Source organism: Thermostichus sp. MS-CIW-25 (genome assembly GCF_054060015.1).
In genome coordinates this window covers 35685-57857 of record NZ_JBSSCS010000003.1, presented here as the reverse complement: position 1 = coordinate 57857, position 22173 = coordinate 35685, and the positions used below count along the sequence as shown (strand labels likewise).

General features: G+C 58.8%; 21 protein-coding genes. 8 read left to right on the top strand and 13 right to left on the bottom strand.

Going from position 1 to position 22173, the window contains the following annotated elements; genetic code table 11:
- Positions 1–19: 19 nt before the first annotated feature.
- Together ACVWZ1_RS02020 and ACVWZ1_RS02015 are read left to right on the top strand one after the other, a co-directional pair.
- Positions 20–3934, top strand: coding sequence for a DNA-directed RNA polymerase subunit beta' (locus ACVWZ1_RS02020; RefSeq protein ID WP_457502401.1), 3915 nt, complete (start codon positions 20–22; stop codon positions 3932–3934).
- The gene (locus ACVWZ1_RS02015; protein WP_457502400.1) at positions 3915–4637 is read left to right on the top strand and encodes a uracil-DNA glycosylase; all 723 of its coding nucleotides are present in this window, start codon (positions 3915–3917) and stop codon (positions 4635–4637) included. Before ACVWZ1_RS02020 ends, ACVWZ1_RS02015 begins: the two co-directional genes overlap by 20 nt.
- On the opposite strand, the gene tenA is transcribed toward ACVWZ1_RS02015, so the two are convergent.
- The 3 genes from tenA to ACVWZ1_RS02000 all read right to left on the bottom strand — a co-directional run bounded on the left by tenA (position 4634) and on the right by ACVWZ1_RS02000 (position 7496).
- Positions 4634–5293 carry a thiaminase II gene (gene tenA, locus ACVWZ1_RS02010; protein ID WP_457502399.1) on the bottom strand — a complete coding sequence of 220 codons (660 nt, stop codon included), beginning with the start codon at positions 5291–5293 and terminating at the stop codon, positions 4634–4636. The genes ACVWZ1_RS02015 and tenA overlap by 4 nt on opposite strands.
- A 335-nt stretch (positions 5294–5628) precedes the next feature.
- A complete protein-coding gene (locus ACVWZ1_RS02005; protein WP_457502398.1) occupies positions 5629–6654 on the bottom strand; it encodes a long-chain acyl-[acyl-carrier-protein] reductase in 1026 nt (341 codons plus the stop codon).
- Between the two features lie 110 nt (positions 6655–6764).
- A complete protein-coding gene (locus tag ACVWZ1_RS02000) occupies positions 6765–7496 on the bottom strand; it encodes an aldehyde oxygenase (deformylating) (protein ID WP_041436745.1) in 732 nt (243 codons plus the stop codon).
- A 194-nt stretch (positions 7497–7690) separates the two neighbouring features.
- Here ACVWZ1_RS02000 and ACVWZ1_RS01995 point away from each other — a divergent pair, with 194 nt between their 5' ends.
- Complete coding sequence (locus tag ACVWZ1_RS01995; protein ID WP_457502397.1) at positions 7691–7999, top strand: hypothetical protein; 309 nt, start codon at positions 7691–7693, stop codon at positions 7997–7999.
- A 14-nt stretch (positions 8000–8013) separates the two neighbouring features.
- On the opposite strand, the gene ACVWZ1_RS01990 is transcribed toward ACVWZ1_RS01995, so the two are convergent.
- On the bottom strand, positions 8014–8508 hold the full coding sequence (locus tag ACVWZ1_RS01990) for a pentapeptide repeat-containing protein (RefSeq protein WP_414356726.1): 495 nt from the start codon (positions 8506–8508) through the stop codon (positions 8014–8016).
- A gap of 100 nt (positions 8509–8608) precedes the next feature.
- On the opposite strand from ACVWZ1_RS01990, the gene ACVWZ1_RS01985 reads away from it, so the two are divergent.
- Together ACVWZ1_RS01985 and ACVWZ1_RS01980 are read left to right on the top strand one after the other, a co-directional pair.
- Positions 8609–8917, top strand: a complete 309-nt coding sequence (locus ACVWZ1_RS01985; protein ID WP_238376787.1) for a gas vesicle protein GvpV — start codon at positions 8609–8611, stop codon at positions 8915–8917.
- A gap of 243 nt (positions 8918–9160) precedes the next feature.
- On the top strand, positions 9161–10402 hold the full coding sequence (locus ACVWZ1_RS01980) for an RNA-guided endonuclease InsQ/TnpB family protein (protein ID WP_457502396.1): 1242 nt from the start codon (positions 9161–9163) through the stop codon (positions 10400–10402).
- Position 10403: 1 nt separating this feature from the next.
- Here the strand turns inward: ACVWZ1_RS01980 and purU are convergent, their stop codons facing one another.
- The 3 genes from purU to ACVWZ1_RS01965 form a co-directional block, all read right to left on the bottom strand.
- A complete protein-coding gene (purU, locus tag ACVWZ1_RS01975; RefSeq protein WP_414409268.1) occupies positions 10404–11252 on the bottom strand; it encodes a formyltetrahydrofolate deformylase in 849 nt (282 codons plus the stop codon).
- A gap of 64 nt (positions 11253–11316) precedes the next feature.
- Positions 11317–11577, bottom strand: a complete 261-nt coding sequence (locus ACVWZ1_RS01970; protein WP_457502395.1) for a hypothetical protein — start codon at positions 11575–11577, stop codon at positions 11317–11319.
- A 3-nt stretch (positions 11578–11580) separates the two neighbouring features.
- On the bottom strand, positions 11581–11904 hold the full coding sequence (locus ACVWZ1_RS01965; protein WP_414356721.1) for a TatA/E family twin arginine-targeting protein translocase: 324 nt from the start codon (positions 11902–11904) through the stop codon (positions 11581–11583).
- Positions 11905–12119: 215 nt separating this feature from the next.
- Between ACVWZ1_RS01965 and secA the strand changes: the two genes are divergently transcribed.
- Positions 12120–14993 carry a preprotein translocase subunit SecA gene (gene secA / locus ACVWZ1_RS01960; RefSeq protein ID WP_457502430.1) on the top strand — a complete coding sequence of 958 codons (2874 nt, stop codon included), beginning with the start codon at positions 12120–12122 and terminating at the stop codon, positions 14991–14993.
- Between the two features lie 16 nt (positions 14994–15009).
- Here the strand turns inward: secA and thyD are convergent, their stop codons facing one another.
- Positions 15010–15930, bottom strand: coding sequence for a thylakoid membrane protein ThyD (gene thyD, locus ACVWZ1_RS01955; protein ID WP_457502394.1), 921 nt, complete (start codon positions 15928–15930; stop codon positions 15010–15012).
- Between the two features lie 229 nt (positions 15931–16159).
- Entirely contained in the window at positions 16160–17377 is a 1218-nt protein-coding gene (locus ACVWZ1_RS01950; protein ID WP_457502393.1) for an RNA-guided endonuclease InsQ/TnpB family protein, read from the bottom strand.
- 175 nt (positions 17378–17552) lie between these two features.
- Between ACVWZ1_RS01950 and ACVWZ1_RS01945 the strand changes: the two genes are divergently transcribed.
- Entirely contained in the window at positions 17553–18134 is a 582-nt protein-coding gene (locus tag ACVWZ1_RS01945) for a slr1601 family putative cell division protein (protein WP_011434018.1), read from the top strand.
- A gap of 11 nt (positions 18135–18145) precedes the next feature.
- Here ACVWZ1_RS01945 and hemB read toward each other — a convergent pair whose 3' ends face one another.
- Both hemB and ACVWZ1_RS01935 read right to left on the bottom strand, forming a co-directional pair.
- On the bottom strand, positions 18146–19132 hold the full coding sequence (gene hemB / locus ACVWZ1_RS01940) for a porphobilinogen synthase (RefSeq protein ID WP_457490193.1): 987 nt from the start codon (positions 19130–19132) through the stop codon (positions 18146–18148).
- 25 nt (positions 19133–19157) lie between these two features.
- A complete protein-coding gene (locus ACVWZ1_RS01935; protein WP_457502392.1) occupies positions 19158–20117 on the bottom strand; it encodes an alpha/beta hydrolase in 960 nt (319 codons plus the stop codon).
- Positions 20118–20502: 385 nt separating this feature from the next.
- Here ACVWZ1_RS01935 and ACVWZ1_RS01930 point away from each other — a divergent pair, with 385 nt between their 5' ends.
- The gene (locus ACVWZ1_RS01930) at positions 20503–20619 is read left to right on the top strand and encodes a photosystem II reaction center protein I (protein WP_011434021.1); all 117 of its coding nucleotides are present in this window, start codon (positions 20503–20505) and stop codon (positions 20617–20619) included.
- Between the two features lie 293 nt (positions 20620–20912).
- Here the strand turns inward: ACVWZ1_RS01930 and ACVWZ1_RS01925 are convergent, their stop codons facing one another.
- Positions 20913–21353 carry a hypothetical protein gene (locus ACVWZ1_RS01925; RefSeq protein ID WP_457502391.1) on the bottom strand — a complete coding sequence of 147 codons (441 nt, stop codon included), beginning with the start codon at positions 21351–21353 and terminating at the stop codon, positions 20913–20915.
- Positions 21354–21533: 180 nt separating this feature from the next.
- Positions 21534–22172: a biotin transporter BioY gene (locus tag ACVWZ1_RS01920; RefSeq protein WP_457502390.1), complete on the bottom strand. Its 639-nt coding sequence runs from the start codon at positions 22170–22172 to the stop codon at positions 21534–21536.
- Position 22173: the final 1 nt, after the last annotated feature.

Sequence of the window (22173 nt, the reverse complement as noted above, 5' to 3'; positions counted from 1 at the left end):
TTCTCTCTAGCGAGGCATCATGAGCGAAAAAGGACGATTTTCCGCTGGCCTGTCGCGGCAGGCTGCCGACGGCAACAAAGCCGACACCCCCTTGCCCCCTGTGCCCTTTCGCAACTATCAAATTGGCAAAAAAGAGCTGCGTAACCTGATTGCCTGGTCTTTTGCCCGCTACGGCACAGCCCGCACCGCTCAGATGGCGGATGCTCTGAAGACCCTGGGCTTCAAATACGCCACCCAGGCAGCCGTCTCCATCAGCGTCGAAGATCTGCGCGTTCCCCCCAGTAAGCGGCAGTTGTTGGCGCAAGCGGAAGCCGAGATCGAGGCGGCCACCGAGCGCTATACCCGTGGAGAAATCACAGAGGTGGAGCGCTACCAAAAGGTGATCGACACCTGGAACCAAACCAACGACCAGATCAAGGAGGAGATGCTCAGCAACTTCCGCCAGAACGATCCCCTTAACTCCGTCTACATGATGGCCAACTCGGGGGCGAGGGGGAATGTCTCCCAGGTACGGCAGTTGGTGGGCATGCGCGGCCTGATGGCCAACCCCCAGGGGAGGATCATCGATTTGCCCATCAAAACCAATTTCCGCGAGGGCCTGACCGTTACCGAATACATCATCTCTTCCTATGGGGCCCGCAAGGGTTTAGTGGATACGGCTCTGCGCACCGCCGACTCCGGCTACCTCACCCGCCGTTTGGTGGACGTGTCTCAGGATGTGATCGTGCGGGAATCCGACTGCGGCACCGACCAGGGCATTCTCCTGGAATACCTGATGGATGGGGACAAGGTGGTGGTGTCTTTGGAGGAGCGCTTGGTGGGCCGAGTGCTGGCGCGCGACGTGGTGCACCCAGAAACCCAGGTGGTGCTTGCCCGTCGCAACCAAGAGGTGGATCACGACCTGGCCAAGACGATTGTGGAGGCCGGCATCCGGCAGGTGATGGTGCGTTCTCCCCTCACCTGTGAAGCCAACCGCTCCGTGTGCCGGATGTGTTATGGCTGGAGCTTGGCCCACTCCCGCCTGGTGGATCTGGGGGAAGCGGTCGGGATCATCGCCGCCCAATCGATTGGGGAGCCGGGCACCCAGTTGACGATGCGCACCTTCCACACGGGAGGCGTGTTTACAGGGGAGGTGGCCCGCCAAATTCGCGCCCCCTTTGCCGGCGTCGTGCGCTTCCCGAAAAACCTGCGCACCCGCCCCTTCCGTACCCGCCACGGCGACGATGCTCTACAAGTGGAGGTAAACAACCAAATCATCTTGGAAGGCCCAGACGGTCAACGGGAGTCCTTCGACATGACTCAGGGATCCACCCTGCTGGTGCGGGACGGAGCCCAGGTGCAGCGGGATCAGTTGATTGCAGAGGTGTCCCTGGCCAAGGCCAGCCGCAAGAGCACCGAGAAAGCCCAGAAAGAGGTGGTGGCCGACCTGGCTGGAGAAATTCGCTTTGCCGATCTGCCCATCGAGGAGAAGACTGACCGCCAGGGTAACACCACCTACACTGCCCAGCGGCAGGGATTGATCTGGGTGATGTCTGGACAGGTGTACAATCTGCCGCCGGGGGCCGAGCCAGTGGTGAAAAACGGGGATCGGGTAGAAGCGGGGGATGTGATCGCCGAGACCTTGCTGGTGACGGAGCATGGCGGCATTGTGCGGCTGCCGGAGCGCAGCGACACCAGAAGTGGGCGCGAGGTGGAGATCATCAACGCTTCGGTGGTGTTGCGGGAAGCACGGGTACGGGTGGAATCCCACCAGGGGCGGGAGCAGTTTTTGCTGGACACTTCTAGTGGGCAGACCTTCGTCCTCAAGGCCACTCCGGGCACCAAAGTAGGCAACGACGAGGTGGTGGCGGAGCTGATCGACAACCACTTCCGCAGTCAGACGGGAGGCTTGGTGAAGTTCGCCGGCATTGAGGTGGCACGACGCGGCAAGGCCAAGCAAGGCTACGAAGTCATCCAGGGCGGCACCCTGCTGTGGATCCCGGAAGAGACCCACGAGGTGAACAAAGACATCTCCCTGCTGAACGTGGACGATGGCCAGTATGTGGAAGCAGGCACTGAGGTGGTGAAAGACATCTTTTGCCAGAATGCCGGTGTTGTCGAAGTCATCCAGAAGAACGACATTCTGCGGGAGATTGTCATCAAGCCGGGATCCCTGCATCTGGTGGACAACCCCGCCGACTTGGAAGTGAAAAGTGGCACCCTAATCCAGCCAGGGCAACCGGTGCTCAGCAGCATCGTTCCCGACCGACTGGTCTACCTGGAACACGTGGAAACTCCCGAAGGCCCAGGCTTGCTGCTGCGTCCGGTGCAGGAGTACGAGATCCCCGACCGGCCCTTGGTGCCCACTCAAGAGTCCACCAGCGAGTCCGGTCGCTCCATTCGTCTGCGGGCGGTGCAGCGGGTTCCCTTCAAAGATGGGGAGCGGGTGAAGTCGGTAGGCCCTGTAGAGCTCCTGCGCACCCAACTGGTGCTGGAAATCGATACCGACGCCCCACAACTGAAGGCCGATATCGAGCTGATCCAAGATGAGAAGGATCCAGATATTCGCCGCCTGCAACTGGTGATTCTGGAAACCCTGTTGCTGCGCCGCGACGTGGAAGCGGATCTGACGCAGGGGAGTACCCACACGCGGCTGTTGGTGAAGGAAGGAGACTCCATCGCCAGCGGAGATGTTATCGCCCGCACCGAAATCCAAGCCAAAAAGGCCGGGATCGTCCAAGGGATCCGCCAGGGAGCGGAAGTGGTGCGGCGGGTGCTGGTGATTACCGACGACGATCTGGTGCAGGTGCCCCTGACAGGTTCAGCCAGCGTGGCGGTAGGGGCGCTGGTGCGGGCCGGAGATGAGCTGGCGCCTGGGATCCCTTCTCCACAGTCGGGACAGGTGATGCAGATAACGGACGGCCAAGTCCTGTTGCGGATGGCGCGGCCCTACTTGGTTTCTGCGGGTGCCATCCTGCAGGTACGAGATGGCGATCTGGTGCAGCGGGGGGATTCCCTGGCCCTCCTGGTGTTTGAGCAGGCCAAGACAGGGGACATCATCCAGGGTCTGCCACGGATTGAGGAGCTGCTGGAGGCCCGCAAGCCCAAGGAAATGTGTGTTCTGGCCAAGCGGCCCGGCACCGTTCAACTGAGCTGGCGGGGAGAAGAGCCAGATCTCAAGGTCATCGAAGCCGATGGCACTGTTAGAGACTATCCTGGGCTGCCGGGGCAGAGCTTGATCGTGGTAGATGGACAGCCGGTGGGGGTGGGGGATCCCCTAACCGATGGCCCTGCCAACCCCCACGACCTCTTGGAGATCTACTACGAGTACCATCGCCAAACCTTGGGAGATGACCAAGCCGCACGGTTGGCTCTGCGGGAGGTGCAGCGCTTCTTTGTCAACGAAGTGCAGAACGTCTACCGCTCCCAGGGGGTGGAGATCTCCGACAAACACATTGAGATCGTGGTGCGCCAGATGACCTCCAAGGTGCGGGTGGATGATGGTGGCGACACCATCCTGTTGCCGGGGGAGCTGGTGGAGTTGCGGGAAATCCAGCAGATCAATGCCACCATGGCCATTACTGGAGGAGCGCCGGCCAAATACACGCCCGTCCTGCTGGGGATCACCAAGGCCAGCTTGAATACCGACAGCTTCATCTCAGCGGCCAGCTTCCAGGAAACCACCCGCGTGCTGACTGAGGCGGCCATTGAGGGCAAATCCGACTGGCTGCGCGGCTTGAAGGAAAACGTAATCATCGGGCGCTTGATCCCGGCAGGCACGGGCTTCACCACCTACGAGGAGATTGCCGCCGAGCCGGAGCCTGACGAAGAGGAGGAAGAGCCTGCGGTGTTGCCGGAGCTGCCGCCTCGTTTGATCTTGGAGGATGATCAGTTGATCGACGATTCCACCCCTGCCTTCGACGAGCTAGAGGAGGATGACGACGAGGAGGAGTGAGGCGCTGGGTCTCCAGGATTGGGCCACTTTGCAAACTGAAATCGTCAGTTGCTGCCGCTGCCCCCGCTTGGTGGCCTGGCGAGAGTCAGTCGCCCTTCAGAAGGTGGCCCGTTTTCGGGAGCAGTCCTACTGGGGCAAGCCCGTTCCGGGATTTGGGGATCCGCAGGCGCGGCTGTGGGTGATCGGGTTGGCACCGGCAGCTCATGGGGGCAACCGCACCGGGCGGGTGTTTACCGGGGATCCCAGTGGGGACTGGCTGTTTCGCGCCTTGTACCGAGCTGGCTTTGCCAATCAGCCCACCTCTACCCACCGAGAGGATGGCCTGCATCTGCAGGATTGCTACATCTCAGCCGTGGTGCGCTGCGCTCCCCCAGACAATCGCCCCACCGCCATAGAAGCCAAGGCCTGCCTGAGCTACCTGAAACAAGAGCTGGAGCTGCTAACCCAGGTGCGGGTGATCCTGACGTTGGGGCATTTTGCCTTCCAACACGCTCTGATGCTCTTGTCGCCTCTCAGGCCCCGCCCCCGCTTTGGCCACAATTGCGTTATTCCTTTGGCAGAGGGTCGCTATTTGCTGGCGTCTTACCATCCCAGCCGGCGCAACACGGCCACACGGCTGCTGACGGAGCCGATGTTGGATGCCGTTTTCGCGCAAGCCCAGCAGTTGCTGTCTGGTAAGCCAGCCCGACCGGCTGAGGATTAGGCAGGTTGCCAAGATTCGAGGCGATAGGCACTGTCCCAAAACAGCCATTCCAACCGGGAGGCAGTGACAAAAGCTGCCCTCATCTTTTCCCGCAGCGGTTCTGTAGCCTGCTGAGCGACGGAGTCGGTGATGTCCAAAGCCTGCTGCACCACTTGGGCAAATTCTTCCCCGGCGTAGGTGTCGATCCACTGTTGGTAGGGATTGTCAGGCTGCGCGGTGCGATAGATGGCGGATCCCACCTCTCGGTAGATCCAAAAGCAGGGCAGCACAGCGGCAATGGCCACCTCATAGGGATCCAAAGCCGCCGCAGCCAATAAAAAACGGGTATAGGTAAAACAAGCAGGAGCATAGGCCGTTTCGGGTTGAATGTCGTAGAGGCGAAAATAGCTTTCGTGCAGGCTGCGTTCGGCCACAATGGCTCCCAGGGCAAAGTTCAAGAAACTCACCACCTGCTCAGCCCCTTCGGAACGAGCTCCAATCAAGGCCAGGGCGCGGGCAAAGTCGGTGAGATAAAGAGCATCCTGCTGCAAGTAAAACTGGAACCGCTGCCGCGATAGGCTGCCCGCTGCCAACTCTCGGTTGAAGGGGTGATCGAGGATTTGCTTGTAGATGGGCTGAATGGCTTGCCAAAGGTGGGCTGTAAAGGACTGGGGCATGGCGACCGTCTCTCGGCGTTTGGTCTTCAGCTAGAAATTGCAGGAGCCCCGCACTGTACCTATAAAGTCAGTGTTGGGAGGAATGCTATAATAATACTGCGGGCACCAGAAACGGTTTTTTTTAAGGCACTGGTAACGGTCGATTGGGGGTGCAGTAAACCACCCCAGAGGCTCGTGGTTGGCTTGCTAACTGCAGGGCTACTAAAAGCCCGCTCCGTACCGCCTAGCGGTTGGTGTCGGGTAGTTTACTCGATTGGTGATTGACCTGTGGTGATTGACCTGACCAGGGCCAGCACCTCTGCTGGGGCTGAGGCTTTCTTCATTTTGAATCTCAATTAGGCTTCGGGCATGAGGGGGCGGAACCCATGCTTGCGAGAAAGCTGCCCGATCAGATCCAATTTCTCAAGGGTGATCAAATTACGGCCCCAACTGAAATTGGTGTACAGCCCCTCAAACTCCAGCAGCATGGATTCAGCAAAGCAGGCAAAAAGCTGACGGGCCGGGTTGGCCACATTCAAAAACTGCATGATGTTCCATTCAATATCCAAAGAGTGCTCCACCATCCCCCCGTCAATGACGTAGAGTCCCTTTCGCTGCAAGCTGGAGGCGATGTTCTTCGGGTAGCCACCGTCGATGATGACACAGGGATCCGGCAAAACTTGGGGATCGAGGGCCATGCCTTGGCTCATGCTGGCCACCCAAACGATAAAGTCAGCGCGGGGCAGGGCCTCTTCCAGCGAAGAGATCTCCCCCTGCTTGAGCTTGGCCTGCAATTCCTCCAGACGCCGTCGCTCTCGGGCGATGAGCAACAATTTGCCCAAGTGAGTGCGGGCCACCAACCATTGACAAATGGCGCTGCCGATATCTCCGGTCGCCCCCACCACCGCAACCGTAGCGGCTGCCAAGTCCATGGCGTAGCGCTGGGCCGCCAACTGCAGTTGCTGACAGATGATGTAGGCCGTGTGGGTATTGCCGGTGGTAAAGCGTTGGATCTCCAAGTCAATGTTGCGGACTCGCCGGAGACTGTCGAGGCGAAAAGTCTCAAAAATGATGCTGCTAAATCCCCCCAAAGCAGTAATGTTCAAGCCGCGCCGCTGGGCTAGGGCCATGGCATTCAACACTTTCCGACAAGCTGCCTTCACCCGTCCCCCCGCCAACATCTCCGGCAAGAAACAGGATTCGACGTACTGCCCATAAATCTTTTGGCCGGTGATGCTGGTTACCGTGATCTCGTCCACCACCTGAGGGGGAGCCATGCACCAGAACTCCAGGTCGCTCTCCGCATATTCGGAATAACCCAGCTTGTCTGCCACCCGCTTCGCATGGGCCAGGCTGGTCAAGTGCCCGATCAGGCCGAACATAAAGGTTTACCCGCTTGGATAACTGATGGATCCCATCAAAACATGTCCATACCCGCCTGTAGCCAGCCTAGAACTGCAGTCCGCCGGCAGAGGATGAATGCTGAGGTGGGTCATGCTGCCCGCAAACCCTGGGCAGAGAGGCGCATCACCTCGCGGGTGCTGAAGCCGATGTTGGCCAGCGCCTCTCCATAGGCAATCATAAAATCCTCGACGATGGCCTCGCGATCCATATAGATGGCTTCTACATCCTGATCCACCTGCTGCAGCATCTGCCAGACCAAGGGCAGGTTCTGGGCGTTGGCCGCTTCGATCTGCCCTTTGACCTCGCCAAAATGCTCCCCTAGCCAGCGCTCTCCAAAATTGAGGTGCAGATATTCATCCTTGACCACCCCCTCGGTGATCTTGCGGGCAAACTCATCGGCGACGGGGATGTAAATGTTGTAGGCGGCAATGGCAAAGCATTCGATGATCAGCGACTGAATGACCAAGCAGGTAACTAGGTCTCCGGCTGCTGCCGCTTTTTGGAAATTGTTGCGCAAAGGGGCGAAGAAAGTGCGGGCAAACTCCCTATCCGGCTCTACCTGCAGGTTTTTGCCGCAGGATTGAAAGCCTTTCATGTGCCGCAATTCCATCTTGGCCAGCTTGTGCAGCTCCTCTGCCCCTTCCGGCAACATCTCGGCCAGCTTGAGGTAGTTGTCGTGGGCTTCTTGTTCCCCTTCGATCACAATGCCGTTGATGCGAGAGTAGGCCTGCCGGTAAACCGCGCTGCCATAGTCCAAGGTGGTGCCACCCTCATCGGCTAAAGGCTGGGGGGTATTGGGCAGGACGTTCACTGGGGCCATACTCATGCATCTCCTCTCGGTGTTGTTTGGGTGTTGTTGATTGTCTATGCTGACTTGACAATCGCCTCGATTGCAGTTGAATCGCTCTCTTAATCAGAATAGCTGTAGCTGCCGCAGAATTGGCGGGATTCCTTTTGCGGAATGATAGGGGTCTGCTAGGGTGAGGGTTCGAGTGCCGTTGTGGAGCCTGCTGTATGTCTGCTCTTGGGGATGGCCTGAACCAGCTGCGCCAGTTGCTGGTGGAGCTGGAGGAACGATCCCTCGATCAGCCGATTGGCACTGCCGAGGAGGTGTTGCAGGCCATTGAGCTAGCCACGGCTTTTGAGCTGTTTGAGGCGGAGAGCAGCGGTTTGCTGCTGCAGATTGTGGCCAATCTCTGGGATCGGGTACGGCAGCAGGATTTGTCTCCAGGGGAGATTCAGACGGTATCGGAGAAGTTGCGGGCGGTGGGCTATACCGATGCCGAAATTCAGGAGATCCTGGACTTGGAGCCGGAGGGCTAGCCCCATTTTCCCCTCTAGGCTTGAACCATGCCCAGCTCTGCTGGAGTGATATCCGCTTCCATCTGAGTGGTGGCGTCGTAGCAGGCCCCTCGCAGGTTGGCCAGCTTGAGTTTGCACCGGGCCAGAAGGGATCCTCTCAAGTTGGCCCCGGTGAGATTGGCCCCCGCCAAGTCCGCTTGGCTGAGATCGGCTTCGCTCAAGTCCGCTTCCGCCAGGTTGGCCCCACGCAAGTTGGCTCCTTGCAATCGGGATCCCTGCAGCTTGGCTTTCTCTAGGTTGGCCAGCCGCAGGTTGGATCCCTGAAGATCCGCTTGGCTGAGGTCGGCGCCGCTCAGGTAGGCCCGCTCCAGGTTGGCAGAGGCCAGCTTTGCCTGGCGGAGAATGGATCCCCCCAAGTCGATCCCGGCCAAGTCGGCCCCGGCCAGATCAGCTCCGGCCAGTTGGCTGTTGCTGAAGTCCCGCTCACCGCTGCCGTAGCGTTGCAACAGGTCTGCTCCAGTTTCCACCATCGCTGTTTTCCACACCGGACGAATGGATCCTACCTAGGAATAGAAGGGCCGCCAAGAGCACGCTAGGATAGGCGCAAGCCGTTTTCCGGGATCCCCCCTTATGAGCTTGCCCCGTGTGCCCCGAACTCGACCTCGCCCCAAGCTGCGCTCGATCCCTCGCCGCCAAACCGAATCCGCCCTCTATGCCGAAATGCAGCAGCTCACTGTCGAAAAGCAGCGGCTCAACCAAGAGCTAGAGTTTATTCGAGAGCGGCAAGGGCAAATCCACGCGCGACTTCAGGAAATCGAGCAGGCCATGCAACACCTTCAGCAGGAGGCAAAAGCCTTTCGGGATCCCGCTCCTGCCTCTGAACCCGCCCAGCTCAGATCCCGCCCTTCCCGCTTCCCGCCCATGACCTTCGAGTATTGAGGGATCCTATAAATCTCAAAGAAGACCCAAGATTCAAAGCAGACCTAAGCAACAAGTCAGGGGATTCTGTAGCCAACTTAACTATTTGCTGCTTATCTCAACCCGACTCCAGAATCTGGGCCAGCGAACAGCTGTTCTCAAGCTGGCTGCACAGTTACCTGAACTTCAGCTAGAAATCGCAGGAGCCCCGCACTGTACCCGTAGGGTCAGTGTCGGGAGGAATGCGGAAGTTATGATAAAACCATGACCCAAGTCCTGACCGTCTCCTGCAAGCTCAAGGTAGCCCAGTCGCAAGCCGCCAAATTGGACGCGACTTTGGAGGCTTTTGGCCAAGCCTTGAATTGGGTCAACCAGAACACGCCGGAGAAAGTCGCCAACGCCGTTAAGCTCCAGTCTCTGTGCTACCGCGAAATCCGTGCCCGGTTCGGCTTATCCAGTAACTTGGCAAGGACTACGTCCCGCTTACGCGACCAGCAGGTCTGCAGACGGCTGGCCGGTGCCCGTAAAGTTGCCCAACAGAAAAACCGCCCCGTCAAAGCGTTCAAGAGAGGCTTCGCTACCTACGACGCTCGTATCTTTTCGTTCCGCGAGAAAGACTGGACGGTGTCGCTGACCACGGTGGAGGGTCGGGAGCGCTTTGAGCTGGCGATTGGCCGCTACCAGAGAGAACGGCTGGCGGGCTCCAATCCCAAATCTGCCACTCTGGTCAAGCGTAAAGACGGCTCCTACTCCATTCAAATCTGTGTGGAAGCGGAGCCATCCCCACCGCAACGCACGGGTAGAGTGCTGGGGGTGGACTTGGGGAGGACGGATATTGCCCATACGTCAGAAGGGGATAACTGGAATGGACAGCAGTTGAACCGAATCCGCGACCACTACTCCAAGCTGAGGGCGGCACTCCAACGCAAAGCCAGTAAGGGCACACGCAGTTCGCGGCGCAGATGCAGAGAACTGTTGCAACGGCTGTCTGGCAAGGAAAGACGCTTTCAGTCGCGTCAGCGTTGCGTAGCAAAAACGTGGGTCAATCATCGCATCTCCAAAGCTATTGTCTCTAGGGCAAAGGCGACAAACAGCGCTATTGCTCTGGAAGACTTGACAGGGATCCGGGAAAGGGTCAATCAACAGCCACGCAGCAAAGCTGAGCGCCGCAGAACCAATAACTGGGCGTTCTACCAGCTTAGGATGTTCGTGGTCTACAAGGCTGCCATTGCCGGAGTACCTGTGGTGCTGGTTCCGCCTGCCTACACGTCGCAGACCTGCCACCGGTGTTTGCACATCCATCCCGATCCTACGCAATCCTATCGCAGTGGAAAGAAGTTTAAGTGTGGGCACTGTGGATGGGAAGGAGATGCGGATTTGAATGGTGCGAATGTGATTGCGCTTTTGGGGGCTGCTGTAAACCAGCCTAGAGGTTCGTGGTTGGCTTGCCAACTGCAGGGCTACCGAAAGCCCGCCCTGTACTGCGAAGCAGTCAGGGTCGGGTAGTTTACGCAAACACCACCGTTTTGTTGTGGTACACCAGCACCCGATTCTCCAGGTGATACCGCACTGCCCGTGCCAGGACTAGGCGCTCCATGTCGCGGCCTTTGCGGACGAGGTCGGCAACGGTATCGCGGTGACTGACCCGCACCACGTCTTGCTCGATGATCGGCCCTTCGTCCAGATCTTCGGTGGCATAGTGGGCAGTCGCGCCGATGATCTTCACCCCCCGTTGATGGGCGCGGTGGTAGGGGTTGGCTCCGGCAAAGGCGGGCAGGGTGGAATGGTGAATGTTGATGACCGGCGGGGCTTGGCGGAGCAGCGACCCACTCAAGACCTGCATGTACTTGGCCAACACCACCAGGTCAATTCGATATTCCTGCAGGAGAGCGAGCTGACGGGCTTCGGCTGCGGCTTTGCCCTCTGGAGAAACGGGGATGTGGTAGTAATCGATGCCGAAGGAGCGGGCCACCGATTCCAGGTCGGGGTGATTGCTGATGATCAAGGGGATCTCGGCGGGCAGTTCTCCCGCCCTTTGCCGCCAGATCAGATCCAAAAGGCAGTGGCTTTGCTTGCTGGCCCACAACGCAATGCGACGGCGAGTGTCGGAAAAATGCAGTTCCCAGTTGGCTTGGATCCCACGGGCAATGCCTGAAAAGGCGGGGACAATTTCCGCTCGCTCCAGTTGGAAGCCCTGCAAGTCCCACTCGATGCGGCTCAAGAACAGTCCTGCTTCGGGATCCGTATGGTGATCGGCGTGAATGATGTTGCCGCCGTAGCTGTAGATGAAGCTGGAGAGCTTGGCTACCAACCCTTTTTGATCGGGGCAAGATACCAACAGGGTGGCACTGGGCATAGGTGGACAAAAAGCCTCAACCTTCTTACCGTAGGGCTGGGTTTTACTGCGGAGCAAGCCGTTTTCAATCTACCCGGTTGATCGCTTCCAACAGCCAGGGATCCACCGGCTGGCCATCCCAACGCTTTAGGTCGATGCGAATCCACATCGCCGCAGAAGAGCCGGCAGGGGGCAGTTCCTGGTGAAACGAGATCTCATAGTCGGACGGGTTCTGACCATGTTGCCGCAGCCAGGTCTCCACCTTGGCAGGAGCGAAGTAGGACTGCCCTTGCTCGAACAAGCGCGTAATTTCCATGCCGAAGCAAAGGGGGTTAAAGCGGGGCATAGACTAAGCAGCGTCTGCGGTTTGAGCGTCGTCGGCTACGGATGGGACGGGATCCGTCTCTGGGGGGGGCGTATCGGCAACTGACTCGGTGACTGCTGTTCGGGAAACCTTGGGAGGGGCGGCAGCCGTTGTCCCGCGGGTGGCTTTTTCCAGCTCTTGGGCCTCTTTGTTCAGTTGCGCCTCGAACTCTTTGGAAGCGTCCTGCAGGCTGCGCAGGGTTTTGGCCAGCGTGCGACCGATCTCCGGCAGTTTGCGGGGCCCGAAAACCAGAAGAGCCACCGCAAAGATAACCAACATTTCCGGCAGTCCAACACCCAAAAAATTCATGAGCTTTGCAGAGTACGGTTTGCTCGGGATCCCTTCCCTAGACTGACATTTTCTCGCCGCGGACTGCAAGTAACTGCCGGCTCTCCTCATCTATCCGATGGCTCTGGTGTTTTGCTCTCAGCTCATCCAGGCCAACCTCTCCCTGGCCGGCCAAGTCAAAATGGTAGAATTGCATCGTTAATCAATCAATGTCCTTCATTGGCCTAGGCTTGCCCATGCTCCAAACCCTACAAAAGCTCCTCGGGGATCCTAACGATCGCAAGATCCGGCAGTACCGTCCTGTCGTCAAGCTGATCAACTCGCTGGAGATCGAGATCGCCTCTCTTTCGGATGCGGAGCTCAAGGCCAAGACCACGGAGTTTCGCCAGCGCTTAGACAGAGGAGAATCTCTGGACGATCTCTTGCCGGAGGCATTTGCCGTGGTGCGGGAGGCTGCCAAGCGGGTCTTGAACTTGCGCCATTACGACGTACAGCTCATCGGCGGCATGGTGCTGCACGAAGGCCAGATTGCCGAAATGAAAACCGGTGAAGGGAAAACCCTGGTCGCCACCCTGCCCGCCTATCTCAACGGTCTCACCGGGAAAGGGGTTCACATTGTTACCGTCAACGGCTACTTGGCCCGTCGGGACTCGGAGTGGATGGGACAAGTGCATCGTTTCTTGGGCCTGACGGTCGGTCTAGTGCAAGAGGGCATGTCACCCGAAGAAAAGCGCCGCAGCTACAACTGCGACATTACCTACTGCACCAACAGCGAGCTGGGCTTCGACTACCTGCGGGACAACATGGCCACCGATATCAAAGAGGTGATGCAACGGCCCTTTAACTACTGCATCATCGACGAGGTGGACTCAATCCTTATCGACGAGGCCCGCACTCCCCTGATCATCTCCGGTCAGGTGGCTCGCCCCTCCGAAAAATACCTGCGGGCAGCCCAGGTGGCGCGGGAGCTGATCCGAGATGAACACTATGAGGTGGATGAAAAAGCCCGCAACGTCATCCTTACCGACGAGGGGTTTGAAGCCGCCGAGCGGTTGCTGGGGGTCTCTGACCTGTTTGATCCCAAGGATCCCTGGGCGCACTTTGTCTTTAACGCGGTGAAGGCCAAAGAGCTCTTCATCAAGGATGTCCACTACATCGTCCGCAATCAAGAGGTGGTGATCGTGGACGAGTTCACTGGGCGGGTGCTCCCCGGTCGTCGCTGGTCCGATGGGCTGCACCAGGCGGTGGAGGCCAAAGAGGGGGTGCCGATTCAAAGCGAGAGCCAAACCCTGGCCACCATCACCTACCAAAACCTTTTTCTGCTCTATCCCAAGCTTTCCGGCATGACGGGCACGGCCCGCACCGAGGAGGCCGAGTTCGGCAAAACCTACAACCTAGAAGTCACGGTGATCCCCACCAACCGACCCATCCGCCGCAAAGATGCCCCCGACTTGGTGTACAAGACCGAAAGGGGCAAGTGGCAAGCGGTTGCCGAGGAAATTGCCCACATGCACGTCCAGGGGCGCCCCGTCCTTGTGGGCACCACCAGCGTGGAAAAATCCGAACGCCTCTCGGCCATGCTCAAGGAAATGGGGATCCCTCACAACCTCCTCAACGCCAAGCCGGAAAACGTGGAGCGGGAGGCGGAGATCATTGCCCAGGCGGGGCGAAAAGGTGCCGTAACCATTGCTACCAACATGGCCGGGCGAGGCACGGACATCATCCTGGGAGGCAATGCGGAGTACATGGCTCGCCTCAAGCTGCGGGAACGGCTGATGCCCAAGCTGGCTCAATTGGACGCCGACAACCCCTTGGGATCCGTTCAGATGGTGGGACGGGGGGGTGGCCAGGGATTTGGTGGGACAGCACCCAAGCCGAAAAAATCCTGGACGGTGGTCTCCCCCAATTTTTACCCCTGTGAGCTGTCGGCCCGCACCAACCAAGCTTTAGACGAAGTGGTGGCAGCAGCCGTGACCAAGTATGGGCTGAACCGTCTGCCAGAGCTGGTGGTGGAGGATCTCATCGCAGTAGCTTCCGAGAAAGCGCCGGTGCAGGATCCGCTAATTTTGCAACTGCGGGAGGTTTACAACAGCATCAAAGCCGAGTACGAAAAAATTACTGAGGCCGAGCACGAAGAGGTGGTGAGGCTGGGGGGCCTGCACGTGATCGGTACGGAGCGCCATGAATCCCGCCGTATCGACAACCAGCTGCGGGGCCGCGCCGGGCGACAAGGGGATCCCGGCTCCTCGCGGTTTTTCCTCAGCTTGGAAGACAACCTGCTCAAGATTTTCGGTGGCGAGCGGGTAGCCAAGCTCATGGACATGTTCCGGGTGGAGGAGGATATGCCCATCGAGCACCCGCTGCTCAGCAGCAGCCTGGAGAATGCGCAGAGAAAAGTGGAAGTATACTACTTCGACATGCGCAAGCAGGTGTTCGAGTATGACGAGGTGATGAACAACCAGCGGCGGGCCATCTACTCAGAGCGGCGGCGCATCTTGGAGGGGGAAAACCTCAAGACCAAGATCCTTGACTATGTGCGCAAAACCGTTGGCGAGATCGTGCGAGCGCATGTCAACCCAGAGCTGCCCCCGGAAGAGTGGGAAATTGACAAGCTGACCGCCAAGATGCAGGAGTTTGTGCCGCTCCTGAAGCAAAACCTCAAGGTTGAAGACCTGCAGGATCTCTCCTACGAGCAGATCTTGGACTACCTGATCAAGCAGGCAGAACTGGCCTATGAGGCCAAAGAGGCTTTTCTGGATACCTTTGAGCCCGGTTTGATGCGCAAGGCAGAGCGCTTTTTCCTGTTGCAACAGGTGGACACCCTCTGGCGGGAACACCTGCAGCAGATGGAGGCGCTGCGGGAAGCTGTGGGCCTGCGAGGCTACGGTCAGAAGGATCCCCTGATCGAGTACAAGAACGAGGGCTACGAGCTGTTCCTGGAGATGATGGACAACATCCGCCGCAACACGGTGTACAACCTATTCATCTTTACTCCCCAAATTGTGCAAGTGCCCCAGGCATCGCGACCGGCTCCGGCACCCACTGCGGCTGCCAGCCCTGATCCCAGCTCTGCTTCAGGGGTGGTGGAAGCCGATTTCACGGAAGAATAATTGGCGTAGAGAGAAGTCAGCGGGGGAGGAGGATCTGTCGTAATGCCTCTTTCAGTTGTGGGTACTGGAAGGTAAAGCCCATCTGCAAAGCCGCTTGCGGGATCACTTTCTGCCCCGTCAAAACCACTTGAGCTGCCTCGCCCAACAGCAGTTCCAACGCCAGCTCCGGCACAGGCAACCAAGAGGGGCGACCCAAGACCTGGCCTAAGGTTCGGCAAAACTCTTCCATCTGCACCGGGTTGGGAGCGGTGGCGTTGAACACTCCGGATCCCTGCTCCAGCAGGAAGCAGACCAAGCTCACCCAATCCTCGCGGTGGATCCAAGACAGCCATTGTTTGCCGGAGCCGATCGTTCCGCCGATAAAAAATTGGAAGGGAGCCAACATCTGCCCCAGCGCTCCTCCATCCGGCCCCAACACAATCCCTGTGCGCACGATGGCCAAACGGATCCCCAATTCCTCAACCGACCGGGCGGCAGCTTCCCAAGCTTGACAGACTTCTGCCAGAAAATCTTGGGCCGGGGGATCCGTCTCCGTCAGGGGATCCCCTTCTGGATGGGATCCGTAGTAACCCACCGCCGAGCTGCTGATCATCACCTGGGGCTTTTGGTTGAGGGAGGCGAGGGCTTGGACAAGGGCCTGGGTGGTTTCCACACGGCTACGACGGATTTCTTTTTTCTTGGCCTCTGTCCAGCGAGAAGATGCCAAAGGCTCTCCGGCCAAGTTGACTATCCCCTCGTACCCTTCCAAGGCGGTTGCCCAGGTTTGCGGTTGGTAGGGATCGTAGGGCAGCAGCTTGAGGTTGGGGGATTCCCCCAAAATGCGGCGGGCTTGCTCCGGGCGGCGGGTCAAGACCAAAACCTGATCCCCTTGCTCCAGCAAACGGGCCACCAAGCGACGCCCGATAAAACCACTTCCACCCGTGATGACAATGCGCATGATGTGGATCCGACTTGCATCTGCACAAGCCCTGTGCCGCCCTTGTCCTTTGAACGGTGCAGAGCCTTTCCGCTATTCGAACCTCTAGCCTAGCGCGTTTCCTGCCCCGCGTTGGCCATTGCCTGGGATCCCGCCATCCGTTTGCTGAGCTTGGCGAAGTGGCAGAGCCCAAGAAAGCCCAAGAATAAAAATGTTTTGCGGCAAAGCGTAAACTACCCGACTCCGACCGCTAAGCGGTACGGAGCGGGCTTTCAGCAGCCCTGAGCCTGCTTTGCTCTACCAGAGAACAAAACAGGCCCGAACCTCTAGGCTGGTTTACGACAGCCCCCAAAAGCGCAATCACATTCGCACCATTAAAGTCCGCATCCCCTTCCCATCCACAGTGTCCACACTTGAACGACTTACCACTGCGGTAGGATTGCGCAGGGTCGGGATGGATGTGCAGGCACTTGTGGCAGGTCTGGCTGGTGTAGGCGGGCGGCACCAGCACCACAGTCACCCCCGCAACTCTCGCCTTGTATTCCAGAAACTGCCTCAGTTGGTAGAACGCCCAACTGTTGGCCCGCCTACGCTCTGTCTTGCTGCGTGGCTGTTGATTGACCCTTTCCCGGATCCCCGTCAGGTCTTCCAGAGCAATAGCGCTGTTGGTAGCTTTTGCCCTAGAGACAACGGCTTTGGAGATGCGATGATTGACCCACGTTTTTGCTACGCAACGCTGACGCGACTGAAAGCGTCTCTCCTTGCCAGACAGCCGTTGCAACAGTTCTCTGCATCTGCGCCGCGAACTGCGTGTGCCCTTACTGGCTTTGCGTTGGAGTGCCGCCCTCAATCGGGAGTAGTGGTCTCGAACTCGGCTCAACTGCTGTCCATTCCAGTTGTCCCCTTCTGAGGTATGAGCGATATCCGTCCTTCCAAAGTCCACCCCGATCACCTTGTCGGCATCTTGTTGCTTGGGTGGCTTCTCCTCTACGCAAATCTGGATGTAATAGGAGCCGTCCTCCCGCTTGACCAGGGTGGCGGCTTTGGGGTTGGAACCAGCCAGTATTCCACGCTGGTAGTTGCCAATGGCCAGTCCAAAGCGCTCTCGCCCTTCCACCGTGGTCAGCGACACCGTCCAGTCTTTCTCGCGGAACGAGAAGATACGTGCGTCGTAGGTAACGAACCTACGCTTGAACTCTTTAACTGGACGGTTGTGCTGTCTCGCCACTTTGCGAGCGCCTGCCACCCGTCTGCAGGCCTGCTGGGCCAAGTTGCTAGACAAGCCGAATCGGGCGCGAATCTCGTAGTAGCAAAGGGATTGCAGTTTGACCGCATTGACGATCTTCTCCGGCGTGTTCTGGTTGACCCAGTTCAGTGCCTGCACAAAGGCATCCATCGTCGCGTCCAATTTGGCGGCTTGCGACTGGGACACCTTGAGCTTGCAGGAGATGGTCAGGACTTGGCTCATAGGTTCATTGTACTTCATCAAAGCGCATTCCTCCCGACACTGACCCTACGGGTACAGTGCGGGGCTCCTGCGCTAGTAAGCTGACACACCTGGAAAAATCGGCTTCAATAGGCCCTAGCTGCGCTTCTTGGCAGCAGAGGTGGTTCATCGTCCCCCTATTTTCTTCCCTTCACCCGTGACACCCAAGTCTTCTTCCCGTACCCCGGCTCGCCACGTGTCTATGCGTGCAGAGCAGGTTGCTGGGCCTCGGCTGGACATCTCTGTTGCTCCACGAGTGCATCGCTCCCAAGGGCAGGGATCCCTGGTTCGGGCAGGGTTTCCCTCCTCTCTCCCAATTTCCGGTCGGCGGACGATCCCTGTCCAGCGCTCCCGCCGGCGCGGACGGCAAGAACCTGGCCACGAGCCTCAAGTCTGGGAGATGGCCTGTCACATCGGGGTGAATGTCTTGTTTACGGCGGCTGCCCTCAGTGGTTTGTATCGCCTCTTGCCGGTGCAGTTGGCTCAGCACCACCGGCTCCAGGTTCTGGAGCGGCATATCGAGGTCTTGTCCACTCGGATTTCTCGGCTGCAGGAGGGGGTGGATCGAGGTATGGATCCCTTGCAGCAGGAGGCCCTGATCAAGGAACGGCTGAATCGGGTGCCACGCAATCAAATTCAGGTGCGTTTGGTGGATCCCAGTACCTGGGTGGCGGACGACGAGAAGAACACCCACCCTTCCTGGATCGGGCAGTCCACCCAGCCGTCTGCCAGGCCGTAGGCTGCCTCTGCCTAGGCTTGTTTGAGAAGCAGGGCCACCTCTTTGGCAAAGTAGGTGAGGATGATATCGGCGCCAGCCCGCTTCATGGCCAGCAGGGATTCCAACATCACTTTTTTGCCGTCGATCCAGCCCTTTTGTTCGGCGGCTTTGATCATGGCGTACTCGCCGCTGACGTTGTAGGCAGCCACGGGCAGATCCGTTGATTCCTTGACTCGGTAGATGATGTCCAGGTAGGCCAGGGCCGGCTTCACCATCACCATGTCCGCCCCCTCGGCCTCGTCCAGCTCCACCTCTTTGATGGCTTCCCGAGCATTGGCGGGATCCATTTGATAGCTTTTTTTGTCTCCGGATTTGGGCGCGGATCCCAGGGCATCGCGGAAGGGGCCGTAGAAGGCAGAGGCATATTTGGCAGAATAGGCCAGGATCGCCACATCGGTATAGCCTTGGTCATCCAGGGCCTCCCGAATGGCACCGACACGACCGTCCATCATGTCCGAGGGGGCCACAATATCCGTTCCCGCCTCTGCTTGGGAGAGGGCTTGCTTGACCAAAACTTCCACCGTCTCGTCGTTGAGGATCACCCCATCCCGCACAATGCCGTCGTGGCCGTCGCTGTTGTAAGGATCCAAAGCCACATCGGTTACCACCAAGATCTCGGGGATTTCCTGTTTAATCCGCCGCACCGACCGCTGGATCAAGCCTTCCGGGTTGAAGCACTCCCGCCCGGTGGGATCCTTTTTCTCTTCCGGCACCACCGGGAACAGGGCCACCGCCGGGATCCCCAGTTGAGCGGCTTCTTCCACCTCCTTTAGCAGCAGGTCTAGGGTGTAGCGGTAGCAGCCGGGCATCGACTCCACTTCCTGCCGCTGGTTCTCCCCCTCCATGACAAACAGGGGATAGATCAGATCCTGCACCCGCAGGTGGGTTTCCTGCACCATCTGGCGGAAGGCCTCTGTGCGCCGCAGCCGACGGGGACGGTAGATCAGGTCTTGGCTCATGAGAGCAGGGGGAAAGAGGGCGTTTCTATTTTGCCATGAGGTCGGTAGGGGCTGAGCTGGTCGTCCGGCGAGGGGCGACATCCGGGGCAGAGAGGAAATGCCGGGCCAGCCAGCGGCGAAGGGTCTCTTTTACCGCTTCCGCTTGGCAGTCGTGTAAAAGATCGTGGCGGGACTGGGGAAAATCGTGGATTTCTCCCTGGGGCAGCCGACGGGCAAAATCCACAGCTCCGGCAGGATTGACGACGATATCGGCAGAGGTGTAAAGCAGCAAAACCGGCAGGCGGAGCCGATGGGCTTGATCAAGGCAGCGCTGCCCGCTGCGCACCAGTTCGGCTGTGAATCTGGCCCGCGTTACACCACACATGTGGGGATCCGCCACAAAGGCGGCTTGCTGCTCGGGTAGGGAAGTCACCCGCGCTGGCTCGTAGAGGCCGGTCAAGGCCAACTGGGGAATAACCCTGTCCAAAACTTGCAGAAGGGCGTGGGTCAAAGGGGTGAAATAGTGGTCGATGCGAAAAGCGGGAGAGATGAGGATCAGGCCCTGCACCTGGCCGGGATGGGCAAGGGCATATTCCGTAACCCAGTTGGCCCCCGCGCTATACCCACACCAGATCTGCGGGATCCCTTTCTGCGGCCAAATCTGCTGCGTGATCCTCTCCAGATCGGCTTGATATTGGCTGAAACGGTCGATCCAGCAGCGGATCCCGCCGGAGCGACCAAATCCCCGCATGTCAGGCGCCAAAACCTCCCACCCTTGAGCAGCCAACTCGCCGGCCAAAGGGCAAAACCCGCCGCCGTGATCCCCTTTACCGTGCAAAAGCAACACCCGTCCGCAAGGGGATCCCTGGGGCCAGTGGTGCAGAAAAGCCGGGATCCCATCGGAAAGCAGCAACTCCTGGGGCCGATAGATCCCCGACGAAGGTTGCGGCTGAGCTCCCGACCGCCCATCCAGAACCTCTAAGTGGCCTAACCGATCAAAAGGCATGGGCAAATCCAACACACGTCCGGCAAGACCGGCAAAGCCGCAAATTATATCTTCCTATGTCCCGGTCGCCCGCGAGCGTTGCTGCCGCTGAGGAGTTGCAATCTTTGTTTCCAGCCCAGCATATTTCTTAACAATCTCTGCTCTTGCCGGGGATCCCCGACATGCCGGGCTTTGCAGCCTTTTCTGAGGATGGGATGAAAGGATCTCTCGGGGGGAGACTGGGGCCATTTGCGGGAAAAAGGCCCTCTGAGAGGTATGATGTTGTGAAGAAGTTTTGCGGGGTCTCAGGTTTGACGGGATCCCCTCTCTGGGGTGGTTCACCCTTGTTTTACGATTGCCTTAGCGCTTCATCAGTTCACTCAGTCGGAAACGGGTTGCTGAAACTATGCTGTTACTGAAAATCTCTGTTTACGCGGTTGTCATCTTTTTTGTGGGGCTTTTTGTGTTTGGTTTTTTGAGCAACGACCCCTCCCGCAACCCCAACCGTCGAGACCTGGAGTAGGGGATCCCGCCTTGGGCAGCTTGCGAACTCCAGTGATAACTGGCTCATCGCTTGAGGGAGCATGCCTCCGGCCCTGTTTTTGCCGAACCTTGCTGGTTGCCCTAGCTATGGGAGAACGGATGCCCAGGGAGCTCCTGCTGGCGGGGTAGCGACAAAGTTGCTGCTGGTCATGGGTTGCAGCAGCGGTGAGCGAGATTCAGTCTTGTTGCAACTCCGTCCCGCTGGCACGACCTGTGGCGGCCATTCCCCTCTGGAGTGAATGGCCTCGCCTCAAAGCTGGCAACTCGGCTGGCTCACTGGAAGGCGGTAATCAGCAATGTCTGGGATCCGGAGCGATTCTGTTGGTCAAACGCGGTAATCCGGAACTGCCAAACGCCGATGGGATCCCCGAGGGCAACGCGGAAGTCGGTGATGAAGCTACAAAAGGTGGCCCCGGGATTGCAGCCGGCCTGCTGCGGGCTGAAGAATTCCCTCTGCACACGCACGCCGCTGGGGCTGAAAGTTTCCAGCTCGATGAACTGCGTTGGACGAGCACCGCCGGGCACACTCACCTGCACCGTAAAAGCCGGCGTGGAGGTGCCCACCCGCACCGAGGTGGGCGCATTGATAAACGAAACCGTTGGGCCTTGGGGTGGGGGCAGGATCGAGCCCCCTGAGCTGCCGCCATCTCCACAAGCAGCCAGCCCAGTGGCCAAAAGGCCAGTGGCCAAAAGGGTGAGAGCAGTCCGTTGCATCCCGCAGTTCCTCACGCAAACCCATCCATCCTGGCAAGACTTGACCAGAATCTGTACCACCGCTTGAGCGGCACAGCTCTAAGTTACTTTTCTAAGTTACTTTCTGCCGCCGCAGCCTGAGAAAGGAGGCGCCCCGACCCAAATCTGCATGGGCCTTTGCGCAGAGTTGATTCCCTTGCTTCAGAGCAGCAGCAAGCGCCGCAACAGCAACGCTATCACCGCAACAAAGCTGGCCACGATGAGCTGTCCCGGCAGAGTATAGCCAGAGTAAAGCCCTATCAACCTCAGCAACTCCCCATTCCAGGGGTGCGTGGCCAAAAGGTAGAGAATCCCGGTCAGGTGAACCAAGGCCAAAGCCACCAAGCTGCCGGATCCCAGCTCTTGGAGGCCCACCGGGGAGTCAGGGATCCCTTCTGCCCACCGCTTGGCATCGGCAGCGCGTTGGTGGGCCGGGGGAGAAGGGTAGGGATCCCGTTGCGGAAAAGCAATTGTCCCGCAGGCCCAGGCTCCTGGCAGAAACCCCAGCAAGTAGCCAAAGGCAGGCTGGTATAGGTACTGCCACCCTCCCCCTTGGGCAAACACCTGTAGCCCTGCCAGCCCCAACCCTAGGTAGACGATCTGGGCGCACACCGCCGCCACCGGCCCCGCCAAACAAGCCGTCAGCAACACGCCCCCAATTTGCAGCGAAAAGCTGTATCCCCCCAACCCAGGCAGCCCGGGCGGAAAACTCAAATGGGTTAGGGTGCCCAAAATGGTCAGGAGGACCCCAATCGCCGTCCAAAGCCATTCCAGAGGAGTTAAGAGCAAGCCAGACCGCATA